Source organism: Streptomyces sp. NPDC107546 (assembly GCF_055639175.1).
In genome coordinates this window covers 102273-116873 of sequence record NZ_JBVKBA010000023.1, presented here as the reverse complement: position 1 = coordinate 116873, position 14601 = coordinate 102273, and the positions used below count along the sequence as shown (strand labels likewise).

General features: G+C 69.9%; 16 protein-coding genes. 6 read left to right on the top strand and 10 right to left on the bottom strand.

Annotated elements, in window-relative coordinates:
- Window positions 1-90: 90 nt before the first annotated feature.
- A complete protein-coding gene (locus ACZ7L1_RS28585) occupies window positions 91-999 on the bottom strand; it encodes a DedA family protein (protein WP_471440954.1) in 909 nt (302 codons plus the stop codon).
- Window positions 1000-1195: 196 nt separating this feature from the next.
- Complete coding sequence (locus tag ACZ7L1_RS28580; protein WP_471440952.1) at window positions 1196-1957, bottom strand: MerR family transcriptional regulator; 762 nt, start codon at window positions 1955-1957, stop codon at window positions 1196-1198.
- Between the two features lie 168 nt (window positions 1958-2125).
- Between ACZ7L1_RS28580 and ACZ7L1_RS28575 the strand changes: the two genes are divergently transcribed.
- Complete coding sequence (locus ACZ7L1_RS28575; protein WP_471440950.1) at window positions 2126-3538, top strand: glutamate decarboxylase; 1413 nt, start codon at window positions 2126-2128, stop codon at window positions 3536-3538.
- Between the two features lie 21 nt (window positions 3539-3559).
- On the opposite strand, the gene ACZ7L1_RS28570 is transcribed toward ACZ7L1_RS28575, so the two are convergent.
- The 3 genes from ACZ7L1_RS28570 to ACZ7L1_RS28560 form a co-directional block, all read right to left on the bottom strand.
- Window positions 3560-4099, bottom strand: coding sequence for a DinB family protein (locus tag ACZ7L1_RS28570; RefSeq protein WP_471440949.1), 540 nt, complete (start codon window positions 4097-4099; stop codon window positions 3560-3562).
- A 269-nt stretch (window positions 4100-4368) separates the two neighbouring features.
- Window positions 4369-5832 carry an aldehyde dehydrogenase family protein gene (locus ACZ7L1_RS28565; protein ID WP_471440947.1) on the bottom strand — a complete coding sequence of 488 codons (1464 nt, stop codon included), beginning with the start codon at window positions 5830-5832 and terminating at the stop codon, window positions 4369-4371.
- Window positions 5833-5970: 138 nt separating this feature from the next.
- Window positions 5971-6807 carry a helix-turn-helix domain-containing protein gene (locus ACZ7L1_RS28560; protein ID WP_471440962.1) on the bottom strand — a complete coding sequence of 279 codons (837 nt, stop codon included), beginning with the start codon at window positions 6805-6807 and terminating at the stop codon, window positions 5971-5973.
- A 343-nt stretch (window positions 6808-7150) separates the two neighbouring features.
- Between ACZ7L1_RS28560 and ACZ7L1_RS28555 the strand changes: the two genes are divergently transcribed.
- Window positions 7151-7639: an ATP-binding protein gene (locus tag ACZ7L1_RS28555; RefSeq protein ID WP_471440945.1), complete on the top strand. Its 489-nt coding sequence runs from the start codon at window positions 7151-7153 to the stop codon at window positions 7637-7639.
- A gap of 184 nt (window positions 7640-7823) precedes the next feature.
- On the opposite strand, the gene ACZ7L1_RS28550 is transcribed toward ACZ7L1_RS28555, so the two are convergent.
- The 4 genes from ACZ7L1_RS28550 to ACZ7L1_RS28535 form a co-directional block, all read right to left on the bottom strand.
- A complete protein-coding gene (locus tag ACZ7L1_RS28550) occupies window positions 7824-8081 on the bottom strand; it encodes a DUF397 domain-containing protein (protein ID WP_200422377.1) in 258 nt (85 codons plus the stop codon).
- A 172-nt stretch (window positions 8082-8253) separates the two neighbouring features.
- The gene (locus ACZ7L1_RS28545) at window positions 8254-8715 is read right to left on the bottom strand and encodes an SRPBCC family protein (RefSeq protein ID WP_471440943.1); all 462 of its coding nucleotides are present in this window, start codon (window positions 8713-8715) and stop codon (window positions 8254-8256) included.
- Entirely contained in the window at window positions 8712-9071 is a 360-nt protein-coding gene (locus ACZ7L1_RS28540; RefSeq protein ID WP_471440941.1) for an ArsR/SmtB family transcription factor, read from the bottom strand. The genes ACZ7L1_RS28545 and ACZ7L1_RS28540 overlap by 4 nt, the downstream gene beginning before the upstream one ends.
- Before the next feature lie 10 nt (window positions 9072-9081).
- Window positions 9082-9453, bottom strand: a complete 372-nt coding sequence (locus ACZ7L1_RS28535; RefSeq protein ID WP_471440939.1) for a VOC family protein — start codon at window positions 9451-9453, stop codon at window positions 9082-9084.
- A 131-nt stretch (window positions 9454-9584) separates the two neighbouring features.
- Here ACZ7L1_RS28535 and ACZ7L1_RS28530 point away from each other — a divergent pair, with 131 nt between their 5' ends.
- Together ACZ7L1_RS28530 and ACZ7L1_RS28525 are read left to right on the top strand one after the other, a co-directional pair.
- Complete coding sequence (locus ACZ7L1_RS28530; RefSeq protein ID WP_471440937.1) at window positions 9585-10100, top strand: hypothetical protein; 516 nt, start codon at window positions 9585-9587, stop codon at window positions 10098-10100.
- Between the two features lie 137 nt (window positions 10101-10237).
- A complete protein-coding gene (locus tag ACZ7L1_RS28525) occupies window positions 10238-10807 on the top strand; it encodes a DUF4232 domain-containing protein (protein WP_471440935.1) in 570 nt (189 codons plus the stop codon).
- Window positions 10808-10815: 8 nt separating this feature from the next.
- On the opposite strand, the gene ACZ7L1_RS28520 is transcribed toward ACZ7L1_RS28525, so the two are convergent.
- Window positions 10816-11952, bottom strand: a complete 1137-nt coding sequence (locus ACZ7L1_RS28520; RefSeq protein ID WP_471440934.1) for a DUF2786 domain-containing protein — start codon at window positions 11950-11952, stop codon at window positions 10816-10818.
- An 84-nt stretch (window positions 11953-12036) separates the two neighbouring features.
- On the opposite strand from ACZ7L1_RS28520, the gene ACZ7L1_RS28515 reads away from it, so the two are divergent.
- Window positions 12037-12783: a Clp protease N-terminal domain-containing protein gene (locus ACZ7L1_RS28515; protein WP_471440932.1), complete on the top strand. Its 747-nt coding sequence runs from the start codon at window positions 12037-12039 to the stop codon at window positions 12781-12783.
- Window positions 12784-12836: 53 nt separating this feature from the next.
- On the top strand, window positions 12837-14573 hold the full coding sequence (locus ACZ7L1_RS28510) for a bifunctional 3'-5' exonuclease/DNA polymerase (RefSeq protein WP_471440930.1): 1737 nt from the start codon (window positions 12837-12839) through the stop codon (window positions 14571-14573).
- Window positions 14574-14601 lie beyond the last annotated feature (28 nt).

Sequence of the window (14601 nt, the reverse complement as noted above, 5' to 3'; positions counted from 1 at the left end):
TCCCACTCTGCGTTCGTCAGGTCTCCGCGTCCCATGCAGTCAGCCTGCCCCCAACACCTCACTCGCGGAGGGAGATCCGAGAAACAGCGCCTAGTAGCCCTGGTTGTACGGGTACTGCTGCTGCGGCTGCTGGTATTCCTGCGGCGCCTGCTGCCCGTACTGCTGGGGGTACTGCTCCTGGGCGTACTGCTGCTGCGGGTACTGCTGCTGCGGGTACTGCTGGTAGTCGTAGCCCGAGCCCTGGTTCTGGTTCTGGTTCTGGCTGCCGTACTGCTGCGGGTACTGGCGGTCCGGGGAGATGCGGCGCAGCTGGGTCGTCGCGTCGTCCATGACCGGGGGCTGGGGCTGGCTCTGTGCCTGGGGCTGGGGCGCGTTCTTCTTCGACTGGGAACGGGCCCGCAGGAACTCGATGACGATCGGGATCACCGAGACGAGGACGATCAGGATCAGGATCAGCTCGATGTTCTTGTGGACGAACGCCACATTGCCCAGCCAGGAGCCCAGCAGCGTGACGCCCGCGCCCCACAGGACGCCGCCGATGACGTTGAACACCAGGAACGAGCGGTACTTCATGCCGCTGACGCCGGCGATGATCGGCGTGAACGTGCGAACGATGGGCACGAAGCGGGCCAGCACCAGGGACTTCGGACCGTGCTTCTCGAAGAACTCGTGCGCCTTGGTGACGTTCTCCTGCTTGAAGAGGCGGGAGTCCGGGCGCCTGAAGAGCGACGGGCCGACCTTCTTGCCGAACATGTAGCCCGCCTGATCGCCCAGGATCGCGGCGAGGCAGATCAGGCCGATCGCCCCCCACAGCGGGAACTTCATCGTCCCCGCGGTGATCAGCAGGCCGCAGGTGAACAGCAGCGAGTCACCCGGCAGGAAGAAGCCGATGAGCAGACCCGACTCGGCGAAGACCACCAGGAGCAGACCCCAGATGCCGAAGGTGTCGAGCAGGTGGTTCGGATCCAGCCAGCTCGGTCCGAGGGCAAGCGTCGTCACGGTTCCGGGCTCCTGAGGGGTGAGGGGAGGTACGTACGGCGTCCTGGGGCGGCCGACACGCAGGCACTGGCCGGACAAAGCTATCAACGCACAGTGTCCCCGGCAGGTTCCCCCGGTGTCCCCGCGATGCACTGTGCGGGAACTTGGTCACAGCTGTGCTGCCGCTCCCCCCGGTGGCCCTCACCCCTCGTGGCACTCACCCCTCGTGGCGTGCCGCGTTGGCCACGATCGCCTCCCTGAGATGTTCCGCGAGGCCCGGGCGCATGGAGTCGTAGTACGCCTTGAAGCGTTCGTCGGAGACGTACATCTCGGCGAAGCATCGGTGCATCTCGTACGGGACCTCGAAGTACCACCTGCTGATGTGCAGCCGGTGCTCCTCGGCCAGGTCCATGGCGCGCTCGCCGGCCGGCGGTTCGCCGGCGGTCATCAGGGCGACGTAGCGCTTCTCCCAGTCGTCGACCTCGGCCTTGACGCGCTGCCAGTCCTCCTTGGTGTAGCGGGCGGCGCGGCGCTGCGACTCGGCCCACGCCTCGGTGCCGCCCCAGCGCGCCTCCGCCTCCTCCGCGTACTGCTCCGGGTCCTTGTCCCCGAAGACCTCGAACCTCTCCTCGGGCGTGAGGTTGATCCCCATCTTGCGTGCCTCCATGGCGTGCTCCACGGCCGCCGCCATCTTCCGCAGCTTCTCGATCCGGTCCGTCAGCAGCGCGTGCTGGCGCCGCAGGTGCTCCTGCGGGTCCGTGTCCGGGTCGTCGAGCAGGGCGGCGACCTCGTCGAGCGGGAAGCCGAGTTCTCGGTAGAACATGATCCGCTGCAGCCGGTCGAGGTCGGCGTCGCTGTAGCGCCGATGACCGGCGTACGTGCGCTCACTGGGTGTGAGCAGGCCGATCTCGTCGTAGTGGTGCAGCGTGCGCACGGTCACACCGGCGAAGCCGGCCACCTGGCCCACCGAGTAGCTCACTTCCGCTCCCTTCTGGGTACGTGCCTCAGCCTCGGCCCTCACGTCGCGTGAGGTGCAAGGGGATACACCCGCACACGGACGGAACCATGATTCGTTGAACCGACGAGACCGGCGACAGGGAAACCGACGCATCACCGGCTCCGCCTACGCGATGGGAGACGCAACGCCATGCCGCTCCACACTGGACCGGGAAAGCCCGACGAGCGCCCGAGGTCGATGAACCCCTTCTACGGGGAGGCCAATCCGGTCGTCGAGATGACCGAGGCGCCGCCCAGGCACCGGCTGCCCGCGGGGCCGATGCTGCCCACGACCGCCTACCAACTGGTCCACGACGAACTGATGCTGGACGGCAGCTCACGGCTGAACCTCGCCACCTTCGTCACCACCTGGATGGAGCCTCAGGCCGGCGTGCTGATGAACGAGTGCCGGGACAAGAACATGATCGACAAGGACGAGTACCCGCGCACCGCCGAGCTGGAGCGCCGCTGCGTGGCGATGCTCGCCCACCTGTGGAACGCGCCGGACCCGGAGGCGGCCGTCGGCTGTTCGACGACCGGGTCGAGCGAGGCGTGCATGCTCGCCGGGATGGCGCTGAAGCGGCGCTGGGCGCGGCGGAACGCGGACCGCTACCCGTCCAGCACGGCCCGTCCGAACCTGGTGATGGGTGTGAACGTGCAGGTCTGCTGGGAGAAGTTCTGCAACTTCTGGGAGGTCGAGGCGCGCCAGGTGCCCATGGAGGGCGACCGGTTCCACATCGATCCGCAGGCCGCCGCCGACCTGTGCGACGAGAACACGATCGGGGTCGTCGGCATCCTCGGCTCCACCTTCGACGGATCCTACGAGCCGATCGCGGAGCTGTGCGCGGCCCTGGACGCCCTCCAGGAGCGCACCGGTCTGGACGTCCCCGTGCACGTGGACGGCGCCTCCGGGGCCATGATCGCGCCGTTCCTCGACGAGGACCTGGTGTGGGACTTCCGGCTGCCGAGGGTCGCGTCGATCAACACCTCCGGGCACAAGTACGGGCTGGTCTACCCGGGCGTGGGCTGGGCGCTGTGGCGGGACGAGGAGGCACTGCCCGAGGAACTCGTCTTCCGCGTCAACTACCTGGGCGGCGACATGCCGACCTTCGCGCTGAACTTCTCCCGGCCCGGGGCCCAGGTGGTCGCGCAGTACTACACCTTCCTGCGGCTCGGCCGGGAAGGGTACCGGGCGGTCCAGCAGACCACGCGGAACGTGGCGCGGGGCCTCGCCGAGCGGGTGGAGTCGCTCGGCGACTTCCGGCTCCTCACCCGCGGCGACGAGCTGCCGGTGTTCGCCTTCACGACGGCACCGGACGTGGAGGCCTACGACGTCTTCGACGTCTCGCGGCGGCTGCGCGAGTACGGCTGGCTGGTGCCCGCGTACACCTTCCCCGCCAACCGGCAGGACCTGTCCGTCCTGCGCGTCGTGTGCCGCAACGGCTTCTCGACGGACCTGGCGGACCTGTTCCTCGAGGACCTGACCCGCCTGCTGCCCGAACTCGGGCGCCAGCCTTACCCGCTGACCCGTGACAAGGAGGCGGCCACGAGCTTCCACCACTGAGCCGCCGCTCGCCGGCCTGGCTCACCCCGCCTGCGCCAGGGCCACCAGTTCGAACGCCGTCTTCCCGTCGAGGGACTCCCGGAGGATGTCCGCGTGCCCCGCGTGCCGGGCCGTCTCACGGATCAGGTGGAGCATGAGCCAGCGCATCGAGACCCGCTCGTCCGGCGGGAACCAGGGGTCGTTCGGCAGCGGGAAGGTCTCGTCGAGGCTCGGCACGGCGCGGATGAACGCCTCGGTTCCGGCCGCGACCTCCTCCCAGTACGCGAGTTGCGAGGCGACCGTCTCGCCGTCGACGAGCTGGAAACACTCGTGCCAGTTCGACTCGTCCCGCTTGACCGCGGGGGGCTCCCCCTTGGCCCGGGCGATCCAGGTCTGTTCGACCTCGGCGACATGCTTCAGCAGGCCGCCGAGGGACAGCTCACTGACGCTCGGGCGGGTCCTGGCCTGCTCCTCGGTCAGCCCCAGCACCGCCCGGCGGATGCCGCCGCGCTGCTCCTCCACGAACGACAGCAGCGCCCCTCGCTCGTCTCCCTGCGCCTCGGCTCGTACGTGCGTGACCATGGCTGCCGCCCTTCGTCGGTCCGGTTCTCCCTGACACCCACGACGCTACGGGCCCTTGCGGTCAGGTTCTGTCCGCAAGGGCCCGCCACTTACGCGTCGCGGAGACTAGTGCTGTGTCCGGAAAGGTTCACCGGCTCGCGACGCCCGGCACGGCACCTCGCCGCGTTGTCGCATCGCCCGAGTACATCCAGTACGCGGGCGACGCTCCGCCTTGCGATGCACCGCACCGGACGCCGCGAACTGTCCGGCAAACCTTTCCGGCCACAGCACTAGAAGGGGAAGGCGCTCCGCCCGTGCTGGATCGAGATCCACTTCAGCGTGGTGAAGGCGTCCAGCGTCGTCTCGCCGTTCAGGCGGCCGATGCCCGAGTTCTTCTCGCCGCCGAACGGGACCAGTGGCTCGTCGTGGACCGTGCCGTCGTTCACGTGGAACATGCCGGTGTCGATCTGCTGGGCGAAGGCGACACCGCGCTCGACGTCGCAGGTGTGGACAGCGCCGCTGAGGCCGTAGGGGGTGTCGTTGACGAGGCGGACGGCCTCCTCCTCGCCGTCGAAGGGGATGAGCAGCGCGACCGGGCCGAAGATCTCCTGCCGCAGGATGGGGGAGTCGGCGGGGACGTCCGTGAGGACGGTCGGCTCGACCAGGTTGTCGGTGGTCGCGCCGTGCACCAGCGCCGTGGCGCCCTCGGCGATCGCCTGCTGCACCACACCGGTGATCGCGTCCGCCTGCGAGGAGTTGATGACCGGACCGATGACGGTCTCCGCGTCGCGCGGGTCGCCCGCCTTCAGCGACTTCACCTTGGCGACGAACTTCTCGGTGAACTCCCCCAGCAGCGAGCGGTCCACCAGGACGCGGTTGGCGGCCATGCAGACCTGGCCCTGGTGCACGTACCGGCTGAAGACGGCCGCGTCGACCGCGTAGTCGACGTCCGCGTCGTCCAGGACCACCAGCGCGCTGTTGCCGCCCAGTTCCAGGACCGAGCGCTTGAAGTGGGCGGCGCAGACGGTGGCGACATGGCGGCCGACCTTGTCGGAGCCGGTGAAGGAGATGACCTTCGGGATCGGGTGCTCGAGGAAAGCGTCGCCTATCTCCGCTATGTCGGTGATCACCACGTTGAGCAGTCCGCCCGGGAGCCCCGCGTCCTCGAAGATCCTGGCGACCAGGGAGCCGCCGACGACCGGAGTGTCCTGGTGCGGCTTGAGGACGACGCCGTTGCCGAGCGCGAGCGCCGGGGCGACCGACTTGATCGCCAGCAGGAACGGGAAGTTGAAGGGGCTGATCACACCGACGACGCCGACGGGCACGCGGTAGAGGCGGTTCTCCTTGCTGTCGACGGGCGAGGGGAGGATCTTGCCCTCGGAGCGCATCACCAGCTGGATGGACTCGCGCAGGAACTCCTTGGCGAGGTGCAGCTCGAAGGCGGCCTTCAGCCGAGTGCCGCCCAGCTCGGCGATGATCGCCTCGGTGATCTCGGCCTCGCGGTCCTGAAGGAGCCCGAGCGCCTTCTCGAACACCGCGCGGCGGACGTAGGGGTTGGTGGCGGCCCACTCCTTCTGCGCGGCCGCGGCGGCCCGGTAGGCCTCGTCGACCTCGTCGACCGTGGCTATCGTGATCGACGCCAGCTTCTCGCCGTCGTACGGGTTGAAGTCGATGATGTCCCAGGAGCCGGTGCCCGGGCGCCACTCACCGCCGATGTACTGCCGAGCCAGATCGGTGAAGTAGGACGACGACATGTGATCCCTCAATCCCTTGGCAGCCGAAGCAGACACCCGTTTCCGCACCCGCGCTCACGTCACGGCCTGATTGCGCGTCATCGTACTTGCGGCAGCCGGGCGTTGGAGGGCTCCCTGGGGATACTCCCGGTGAGACTCTCAGGAAAGCTGGAGCAGCCCTCGCAGCAGATCACGGCTTTCGTCCGGGCCGGGGCTGTCCTGCTGCAGCTCCTTCATCGCGGCCTCGTACTGGGTCACGTCCTCGCGTTTGTCCAGGTAGAGCGCGCTGGTGAGCTGTTCCATGTACACCACGTCGGACAGGTCGGACTCGGAGAAGCTGAGAATCGTGAAGGAACCGCTCTCGCCGGAGTGGCCGCCGAAGCTGAACGGCATGACCTGCAGCCGTACGTTGGGGCGCTCGGAGATGTCGATCAGATGCTGCAGCTGACCGCGCATCACCTGCCGGTCGCCGTAGGGGCGGCGCAGGGCCGCCTCGTCCAGGACGACGTGGAACTGCGGGGCGTTCTCCGAGACGAGGTACTTCTGCCGCTCCAGGCGCAGCGCCACCCGGCGGTCGATGTCCTCGGCGCTCGCGCCCTTCATGCCCCGGGAGACCACCGCGTGCGCGTACGCCTCCGTCTGCAGCAGGCCGTGCACGAACTGGACCTCGTAGGACCGGATCAGGTGCGCTGCGCCCTCCAGGCCGACGTACGTCGGAAACCAGTTGGGCAGGACGTCCGAGTAACTGTGCCACCACCCCGCGACGTTGGCCTCCTTCGCGAGGGAGAGCAGGGACGTGCGTTCGGCTTCGTCGGTGATCCCGTACAACGTCAACAGGTCCTCGACATCCCGCGTCTTGAAGCTCACGCGTCCCAACTCCATGCGGCTGATCTTCGACTCGGAGGCGCGGATCGAGTAGCCGGCCTGCTCCCTGGTGATGCCGCGCGCCTCCCGCAGCCGCCTGAGGTGGGATCCCAGCAGAATGCGCCGCACCACCGAACCGCTCGAGTCCCCAGCGCTCACTTCGTCAGCCTCCCCAACGTCCTTCAGATCGCGCAGTCTGCCACTAAAACACTCCGAGCTGTACTCGTGCGGTTACAGAAATGGAAAGGAGACAAAGATGAGGCGCAGGGAGAGATGGGAGAGGGCAAGCACAAGGGAAGAAAGTGGCTGAAGAAATAAGGGGAAAGCGGTACGGGAACGGCCAATTCCGGCGCGTGCACGTGCATCTGCCCTTGCATCTGCTTGGCTCATCCGAAACCATGGTTCCGCGCCACCGCTGCATCGCCTCGACCGCGAACACCCGGGAGTGCCTCGCATGGGGACGAATGGATCGACCATGCTCGAGCCCTTACGGCAGGGACTTCCGCCGCTCGATCCCGCGGCCGTGTCCAGCGCCGCCTCCTGTGCCCTGCCCGCCCGCCTCGAAGCGGTGCGCGAGGCACGGCGGTTCACCCGGGCCACGCTCGGGCAGTGGGATGTGGGCGAGCGTTTCGACGACGTGTGCCTGGTGGTCTCCGAACTCGTGACCAACGCCCTGCGCCACGCCCTTCCGGCCTCCGCCGTGCGCTCGGGCGAGCAGGACGCACCGGTACGACTGCACCTGATGCGCTGGACCACGCGTCTGGTGTGCGCCGTGCGCGACCCCAGTCATGACAGTCCGGTCGCGGGCGACTCGGAGGACTGCTCGGCCGAGTCGGGCCGCGGGCTGTTCCTCGTCGAATCGTTCGCGGACAGCTGGGGCTGGCACCCGCTGGCGGGCACGCTGAGCGGCAAGGTGGTCTGGGCGCTGTTCCGGCTGCCGCCGGCGCAGGTGTGTCCTGAGTGATGTCCCGCGGCATTTTCGGGTGCCGGAGTTCTACGCGTGTTACATGCCTGCGACGCCCCATGTGGCCGCAGGCTTCAGCCTGTTGCGGACGCGCGCGCTTCCACGCGCCACCGAACCGGCCCTGTTGCGGCGGGAGACGTCCGCCGCTCCCGTGATCCACCGGATGCAACGCCGGTGCGGCGTCTCACGCGATCAGATGGTCGAACTCGCCGTCCTTGATGCCCAGCAGCATCGCCTGGATCTCCGCGCGGGTGTAGACCAGCGCGGGCCCGTCGGGGAAGCGCGAGTTGCGCACCGCCACCTCTCCCCCGGGCAGCCGGGCGAACTCCACACATGACCCCTGGGAGTTGCTGTGCCGGCTCTTCTGCCAGGCCACTCCCTCCAGCTCTGTCGCAGCCATGCCGTTGTACACGTCGTCCACGTCGCACACGTCGTGGTCCACAGGTCGCTCCCCGGGTGGTGCTGTGGCTGGTATGGCCATTGATGCAGCGGTCAACTTCCCCGGATCATAACCCCGTTCACGTGCAGATGCAGGAGCAGATGCACGTGCACGCGGGGTGGCCCTGTGGTTACAGCTTTTACAGTTCCTTGACTACGCTCCGGCTGCGGTCTGGCTACAGTCGGTCAAGCGTCTGCCCCAGAGCTCGCATCACATGTGAGCTCCAGCCCCCGTGCATGATCTTCCGCGCCATCATCTGTGCCGGGTCGTCCGGGTCGAACCCTTCGTGCACTAGGAAGAGACGCGTTCCACGGCCTTCCTGTTCCAATGTCCACGTGATGGTCCAGTCCGCGGGGTTGCCGGGGTCGGCGTCGGCCCAGCGGACGCGCAGCATCCGTTCCGGCTCGTAGGCGAGAACCCGCACCTCGACGGTGCCGGAGAAGCGCGCATTGGGTCGCGGCACCGAGGTCATCGTGTAGCGGTGGCCGACCTCGAGCCGGAAGTTCTCGCTGCCGGGCATCTGCCACTGGGCGAGCAGTACGGGCTCGGTGAGGGCGCGCCAGACCTTGGCGGGCGGGTGCGGCAGGAACTGCTCGACACGGACGGTGGTGAGATCGTCGTCGTCTGCGGTGCTCATGGCTGGTCATCGTCGGGCATACGGTCGAGCAGATCGCCGAGACCCTTCAGCGCCTCGCGCCAGAACCGCTCGTACGGATGGAGCCAGTCCTGCACCTCGGCGAGCGGCGCGGCCTGAAGACGGTAGATGCGCTGCCGGCCGGAGCGCTGCTCGGAGACGAGACCGGCCTCGCGCAGCACCTTCAGATGTTCCGACAGACTCGGTCGGCGCATGGCGAAGTGGTCGGCCAGGGCCTGGACGGGCTGCGGCCCCTTCTCCCGCAGCAGGTGCAGTACCTCGCGGCGCGTGGCGTTGGCGAGCGCGGCGAAGACGCGGTCCTCCGCGGCGGTGTCCGCCCCGGCCCCGGTCGTGGTCATGGCGGTCTTCCTATCCGTGAGCCTCCGTCAGCAGCATCAGACCGTTGCCGTCCGGGTCCCGGAAGGACGCCATCCGGCCCCAGGGGAGGTCGTCCGGGCCCTGTACGGAGACCCCCGCCTCGGCCAGGCGGGCGCAGTCGGCGTCGACATCGGTCGTGACCAACATGATCCCCCGGGCGCTGCCGGGCTCGAAATCACCCATTCCCGGCCCGGACAGCGTGAAGACGGTCCGGGCGCCCTCGGGGGCGACCTGGAGCCAGCGCCCCTGGGGCACGTCCAGGTCCGCGGTGACCTGGAACCCGAGGACGTCGGTGTAGAAGCGCAGGGCTCGCTCCTGATCGGCGACGGGGAGGGTGACGAAAGAAGCGTGCGTGATGGTCATGGCCGCACAATAGGTAGGGGATCTCCTACCCGTCAAACGTAGGAGATCCCCTACCTATGGTGGTCGCCGATGTCCTGGTAGCTTGCCAGCGGCCGTCCCCACGACGTCATCGGCACCCCTGGGAGACTTCAGTGACCACGGCGACCCATGTCACGCGTCGACAGGCCCGCGTCGCGCTCGCGGCCGCGGGCTGTGCGGCGGCGCTCATGCTGACCGGCTGCAGCAGCGGCTCCGGCGCCTCGGGCGGCGGCGCGTCGGCCACGCCCGGCGCGTCCTCGTCCTCGGCTTCCGCGGACAACGGCGGGAGCTCCGCCTCCTCGGCGGGGAAGGCCGGGAAGCTCGAGGGGAGCTGGCTGGCCACGACCGGCGGGAAGGCCGTGGCCCTGGTGATCAACGGCAGGCAGGCCGGGCTCTTCGCGATGGGCGGGACCGTGTGCAGCGGGACCGCGGGCGAGGAGGCGGGCATGCAGATGATCCACCTCAAGTGCACCGGCGGCGGCAAGAGCCGCAGCACCGGCATGGTCGACTCGGTCACCTCCAGCAGCATGAAGGTGACGTGGGAGGGCGGCGGGGGCACGGAGACGTACACCAAGGCGGAGGGCGGCAAGCTCCCGAGCGGGTTCCCGGCGGCGAGCCCGGGGCCGTGACGACCCGCCCTTTCACCGCGGCCCCGACCCGGACCGGCGGCGGGCAGCATACGGGGCGAATCGCGACAACCGTGGCCGACGGCGCCCGCGTAAGGGGAGGGCGCGCAACGAGGGACCGCACGCCTGCGTGATGATCCATGAGCACCATCACGAACCAGAGGAGCCCGATGCGCGCCCTTCCCGTCCGTCTCGCCGTCACCGCCCTCGTGGCGGCCCTGGCGCTGACCGCCTGTGACAGCAGCAGCAACAGCGGCAGCGCCGACAAGAGCGGCGACAGCGGCAAGAGCAAGAACACCGCCGAGTGCACCCTCGGCATCAAGGTCGGCCCCGCCAACGCCGCCACCACCGCCGGCGACACCGGCAACGTCCCGGTCACCCTCACCAACGACGGCAGCCGTCCGTGCGCCTTCGACGGCTTCCCGGCCATCGAGCTGACCGGCGGTGACACCGGCTGGAAGGTGGCCTACCAGGAGGGTGCGAACCCGGAGAAGGTGACGCTGCAGAAGGGCGACACCGCGACCTTCACGATCACCTACGTGCGCGGGAAGGCGGGCGGCACCGACAGCGCCGCGGCGAAGAACGTGAAGATCACCGTCCCGGGCGCCGGTGACGCGCACAGCTACCCGTGGTCGTACGGCGAGGTCGCACTGAAGGGCGGCAAGACCCCGGACGCCTCGGTGAGCCCGATCCAGGTCGCGGGCGACTGACGCGACGTTCAGGGGAGCCGGGGCCGCCCCGTGACCTGGGCACGGTCGGCGGCCGCGGCCCCCTGCTCCCATCCGGCCGCGTCGCTGACGCCGCGCAGCCGGGTGGTGACCGTGTCGGGGAACATCTCTTCCATGCGGTCCGCGACGGCGACGTCCCGGGCCGCGAGCACCGGCAGCAACTCGCTCCCGCCGCCGGTCACCTGCCCCTCGGCCCCCTCGGCGGCGGCGCGGAGCCGGTCGCCGATGCGGTGCGCGTACGCGGCCAGGAACGACTGCCGGAACGTCTTCGTACGCTTCCGGCCGCCCTTGCGCTGTGCCGTCTCCGCCCTCGTCATCGCGGTGGTGGCCTGCACCAGCAGCGAGGTGTAGAGGAGTTCGACGGCTTCCAGGTCGGGTTCGAAGCCGACGACCGTGGAGAAGCCGAGCGCGTCGTGCCACACAGCCCGGCAGCGGTTCGCGGCGGCCACGGCGTCCAGGAGCACCGCCTTGGCCGTCTCGTACGGCGGATCGACGCCTATGCGGCAGGCGCCGGGCGCGTCCCCGGGGTGCGTACGGGCCGCGAGCAACGCCTCGTCGATGCTGTGCCGCGCCATCAGCTCCTGCGCCTTGGCGCTGAGCGCCTCGGCCTCCTCCGGGTATCCGGTCGCCTCCGCCTTGGCGAGCAGGGCGCGGATGCGGGTGAGCATGCGGGACTCCGGCTGCCTGGGGGCGGCGGAGGGCCGGGCCTCGTCGAGACGTTCGAGGGCGGGCAGGCGCAACAGCAGGCGGTACAGCTCCAGGACTGCGGTGGCGTGGGAGAAACGGTCCGGGCCGCGCTGCGGTTCGCCGTCGAGTTCCCTGAGCTCCTTCAGCTGGGCGGCCCAGCGCGGCGTGGGGGCGGGCCGCCGGCCCGCCTCGCCGATGATCAGCTGCGCAACGAGCCGTACGTGCACGTCGTCCATTTCGCGGCGCACGAAGCGGACGACGTCGGCGGGCTGCCAGCCGCGCCGCCAGGCCGCCGCGACGAACTCCTGCCCACGGCGCGCGAGTTCCGCGTCGGCCGCGGGATCGGCGGCGAGCAGTGAGGCGCCGGTGTCGAGGGCGGAGTCGGTGTCGTCGTAGAGGGCTGCCCGCAAGGCGCGGTCCACGGTGGTCGTCGTACTCACACGGTCGATCGTGACACGGGCGGGCACCCGGCAATTGTCAACCTCAGGTTGACACTCCCCCGGCCGTCAACTTACGGTTGACACATGACGGTGAATCCCTACATCTCAGCGAACCTGCGTCTCGACGACCTCATCGACGCCATCAAGAAGGTCCACAGCGACGCCCTGGAGCAGCTCCAGGACGCCGTGATCGCCGGCGAGCACCTCGGCGACGTGGCCGACCACCTGATCGGCCACTTCGTGGACCAGGCCCGGCGTTCGGGCGCCTCCTGGACCGAGATCGGCAAGAGCATGGGCGTCACCCGGCAGGCGGCCCAGAAGCGCTTCGTGCCCAAGGAGTCCGCAGACCTCGACCCCAGCCAGGGCTTCAGCCGCTACACCCCCCGCGCGCGGGGGGTGGTCATGGCCGCGCACAACGCCGCGAAGGAGGCAGGCAACGCCGAGACCGCCCCCGCCCACCTGGTGCTGGGGCTCCTCAGCGAGCCGGAGGCGCTCGCCGCCAAGGCGATCACCGCGCAGGGCGTCTCCCTGGAGGCGGTGCGCGAGGCGGCCGCCGCGGCACTCCCGGCCCCCGCCGAGGACGTCCCGGAACTCGTCCCCTACGCCCCCGCCGCCAAGAAGGCCCTGGAGCTGACGTTCCGCGAGGCTCTTCGCCTCGGCCACAACCACATCGGGACCGAGCACATCCTCCTCGCGCTCCTCGAGCAGGAGAACGGCGAGGGCCCGCTCAGCGGTCTCGGCATCGACAAGGCGACGGCCGAGGAGAACGTCAAGAAGGAGCTGACCGAGATCACCGATGCCCTAAAGACCCGTGACAAGAAGGACCACTAAGGCGTTTTTGCAGGTCAGTGCCCATTGTCAGACCCCCCTGTCACACTCGCAGCATGACCGGGCGCTGGGCTCTCGCTCCGGCCGGGGACGGTGGCGTGGAGGTCGCCGCACTCGGCCCGGACGGGCTGCTCGCCGGGCCGGTGGTCAGGGAGGAGGACCTCGCAGAGGCCGTGCGCACACGGCCCGAGGTCACCCGGTGGGTGTGGCGGTCCACCGCCGACGTCCAGCCACGTCTGCTCGCCACGGGGGTGCGAGTCGACCGGTGCTACGACGTCGAGGCCGCCGAGGCCCTCCTCCTCGGCCACGAGGGACGCCTCGGCGAGCCCCGGTCGGCCGCCGCCGCGCTGGCCCGGCTGCGCGGCGGCCCCGTACCGCCCGATCCGCCTCCGCGCTCCGCCGAGCCCGGCGCGCAGTCCTCGCTGTTCGAGCCGAGCCCCGTCCACGTCCCCCTGAAGGACCTCGTCGAGGTCTACGCCGACCAGCAGCGGCGGCACTACACCGCCACGCACCCGGACCGCATGCGGCTGCTCACCGCCGCCGAGTCGGCCGGCATGCTGGTGGCCGCCGAGATGCACCACGCCGGTCTGCCATGGCGCGCGGACGTCCACCGGGAGGTGCTGCACGAACTGCTCGGCGAGCGGTACGCGGGCGGGGGCGAGCCCCGGCGCCTGGCGGAGCTGGCCGACGAGGTGTCCGCCGCCTTCGGCCGCCGTGTCCGCCCCGACTTGCCCGCGGACGTCGTCAAGGCGTTCGCCCAGGTCGGGATCAAGGTGCGCTCCACCCGCCGCTGGGAGATCGAGTCCGTCGACCACCCCGCGGTGAAGCCGCTCCTCGAGTACAAGAAGCTCTACCGCATCTGGGTCGCCCACGGCTGGTCCTGGCTCCAGGACTGGGTGCGCGACGGCCGCTTCCGCCCCGAGTACCTGCCGGGCGGCACGGTCACCGGCCGCTGGGTCACCAACGGCGGCGGCGCCCTGCAGATCCCCAAGGTCATCCGGCGTGCCGTGGTCGCCGACCCCGGCCGGCGGCTGGTCGTGGCCGACGCCGCCCAGATGGAGCCGCGCGTCCTGGCCGCGATCTCCCGCGACCCTGCGCTCATGGAGGTCGCCGGCCGCGACGCCGACCTGTACCAGTCGGTGTCCGACCGGGCGTTCTCCGGCGACCGCGCCCAGGCAAAGCTCGCCGTTCTCGGCGCGATCTACGGCCAGACGTCCGGCGACGGTCTGAAGAACCTCGCCGCGCTGCGCCGCCGCTTCCCGAAGGCCGTCGCCTACGTCGACGACGCGGCCCGCGCCGGCGAGGAGGGCCGCCTGGTGCGCACCTGGCTGGGGCGTACTTCGCCGCCGGCGGCCGGGGCGTCGGACGACGCTGCGGAGGAAGCGGGCATTCCGCAAGAGGACACGGCACCGGCGCCGACCGACGAACCCCAGCAGTGGATGCCGGGGTACGCCTCCACCGTCCCCCAAGCTCTCGACTCTACTCGAGCAGGGAGGTCCCCCAACCGGGCCCGGGGCCGCTTCGCGCGCAATTTCGTGGTGCAGGGCAGCGCCGCCGACTGGGCGCTGCTGATGCTCGCCGCGCTCCGCCGCGCCTGCGCGGACCTCGCCGCCGAGCTGGTCTTCTTCCAGCACGACGAGGTGATCGTGCACTGCCCGGCGAAGGAGGCGGAGACGGTGGCCGCGGCCGTCCAGGAGGCGTCGGACCTGGCGATGCGGCTGACGTTCGGCGAGACACCGGTGCGGATTCCGTTCACGACGGCGGTGGTGGAGTGCTACGCGGACGCCAAGTGAGGCGGCGCGGAACCGAGGGTGCCGAGTG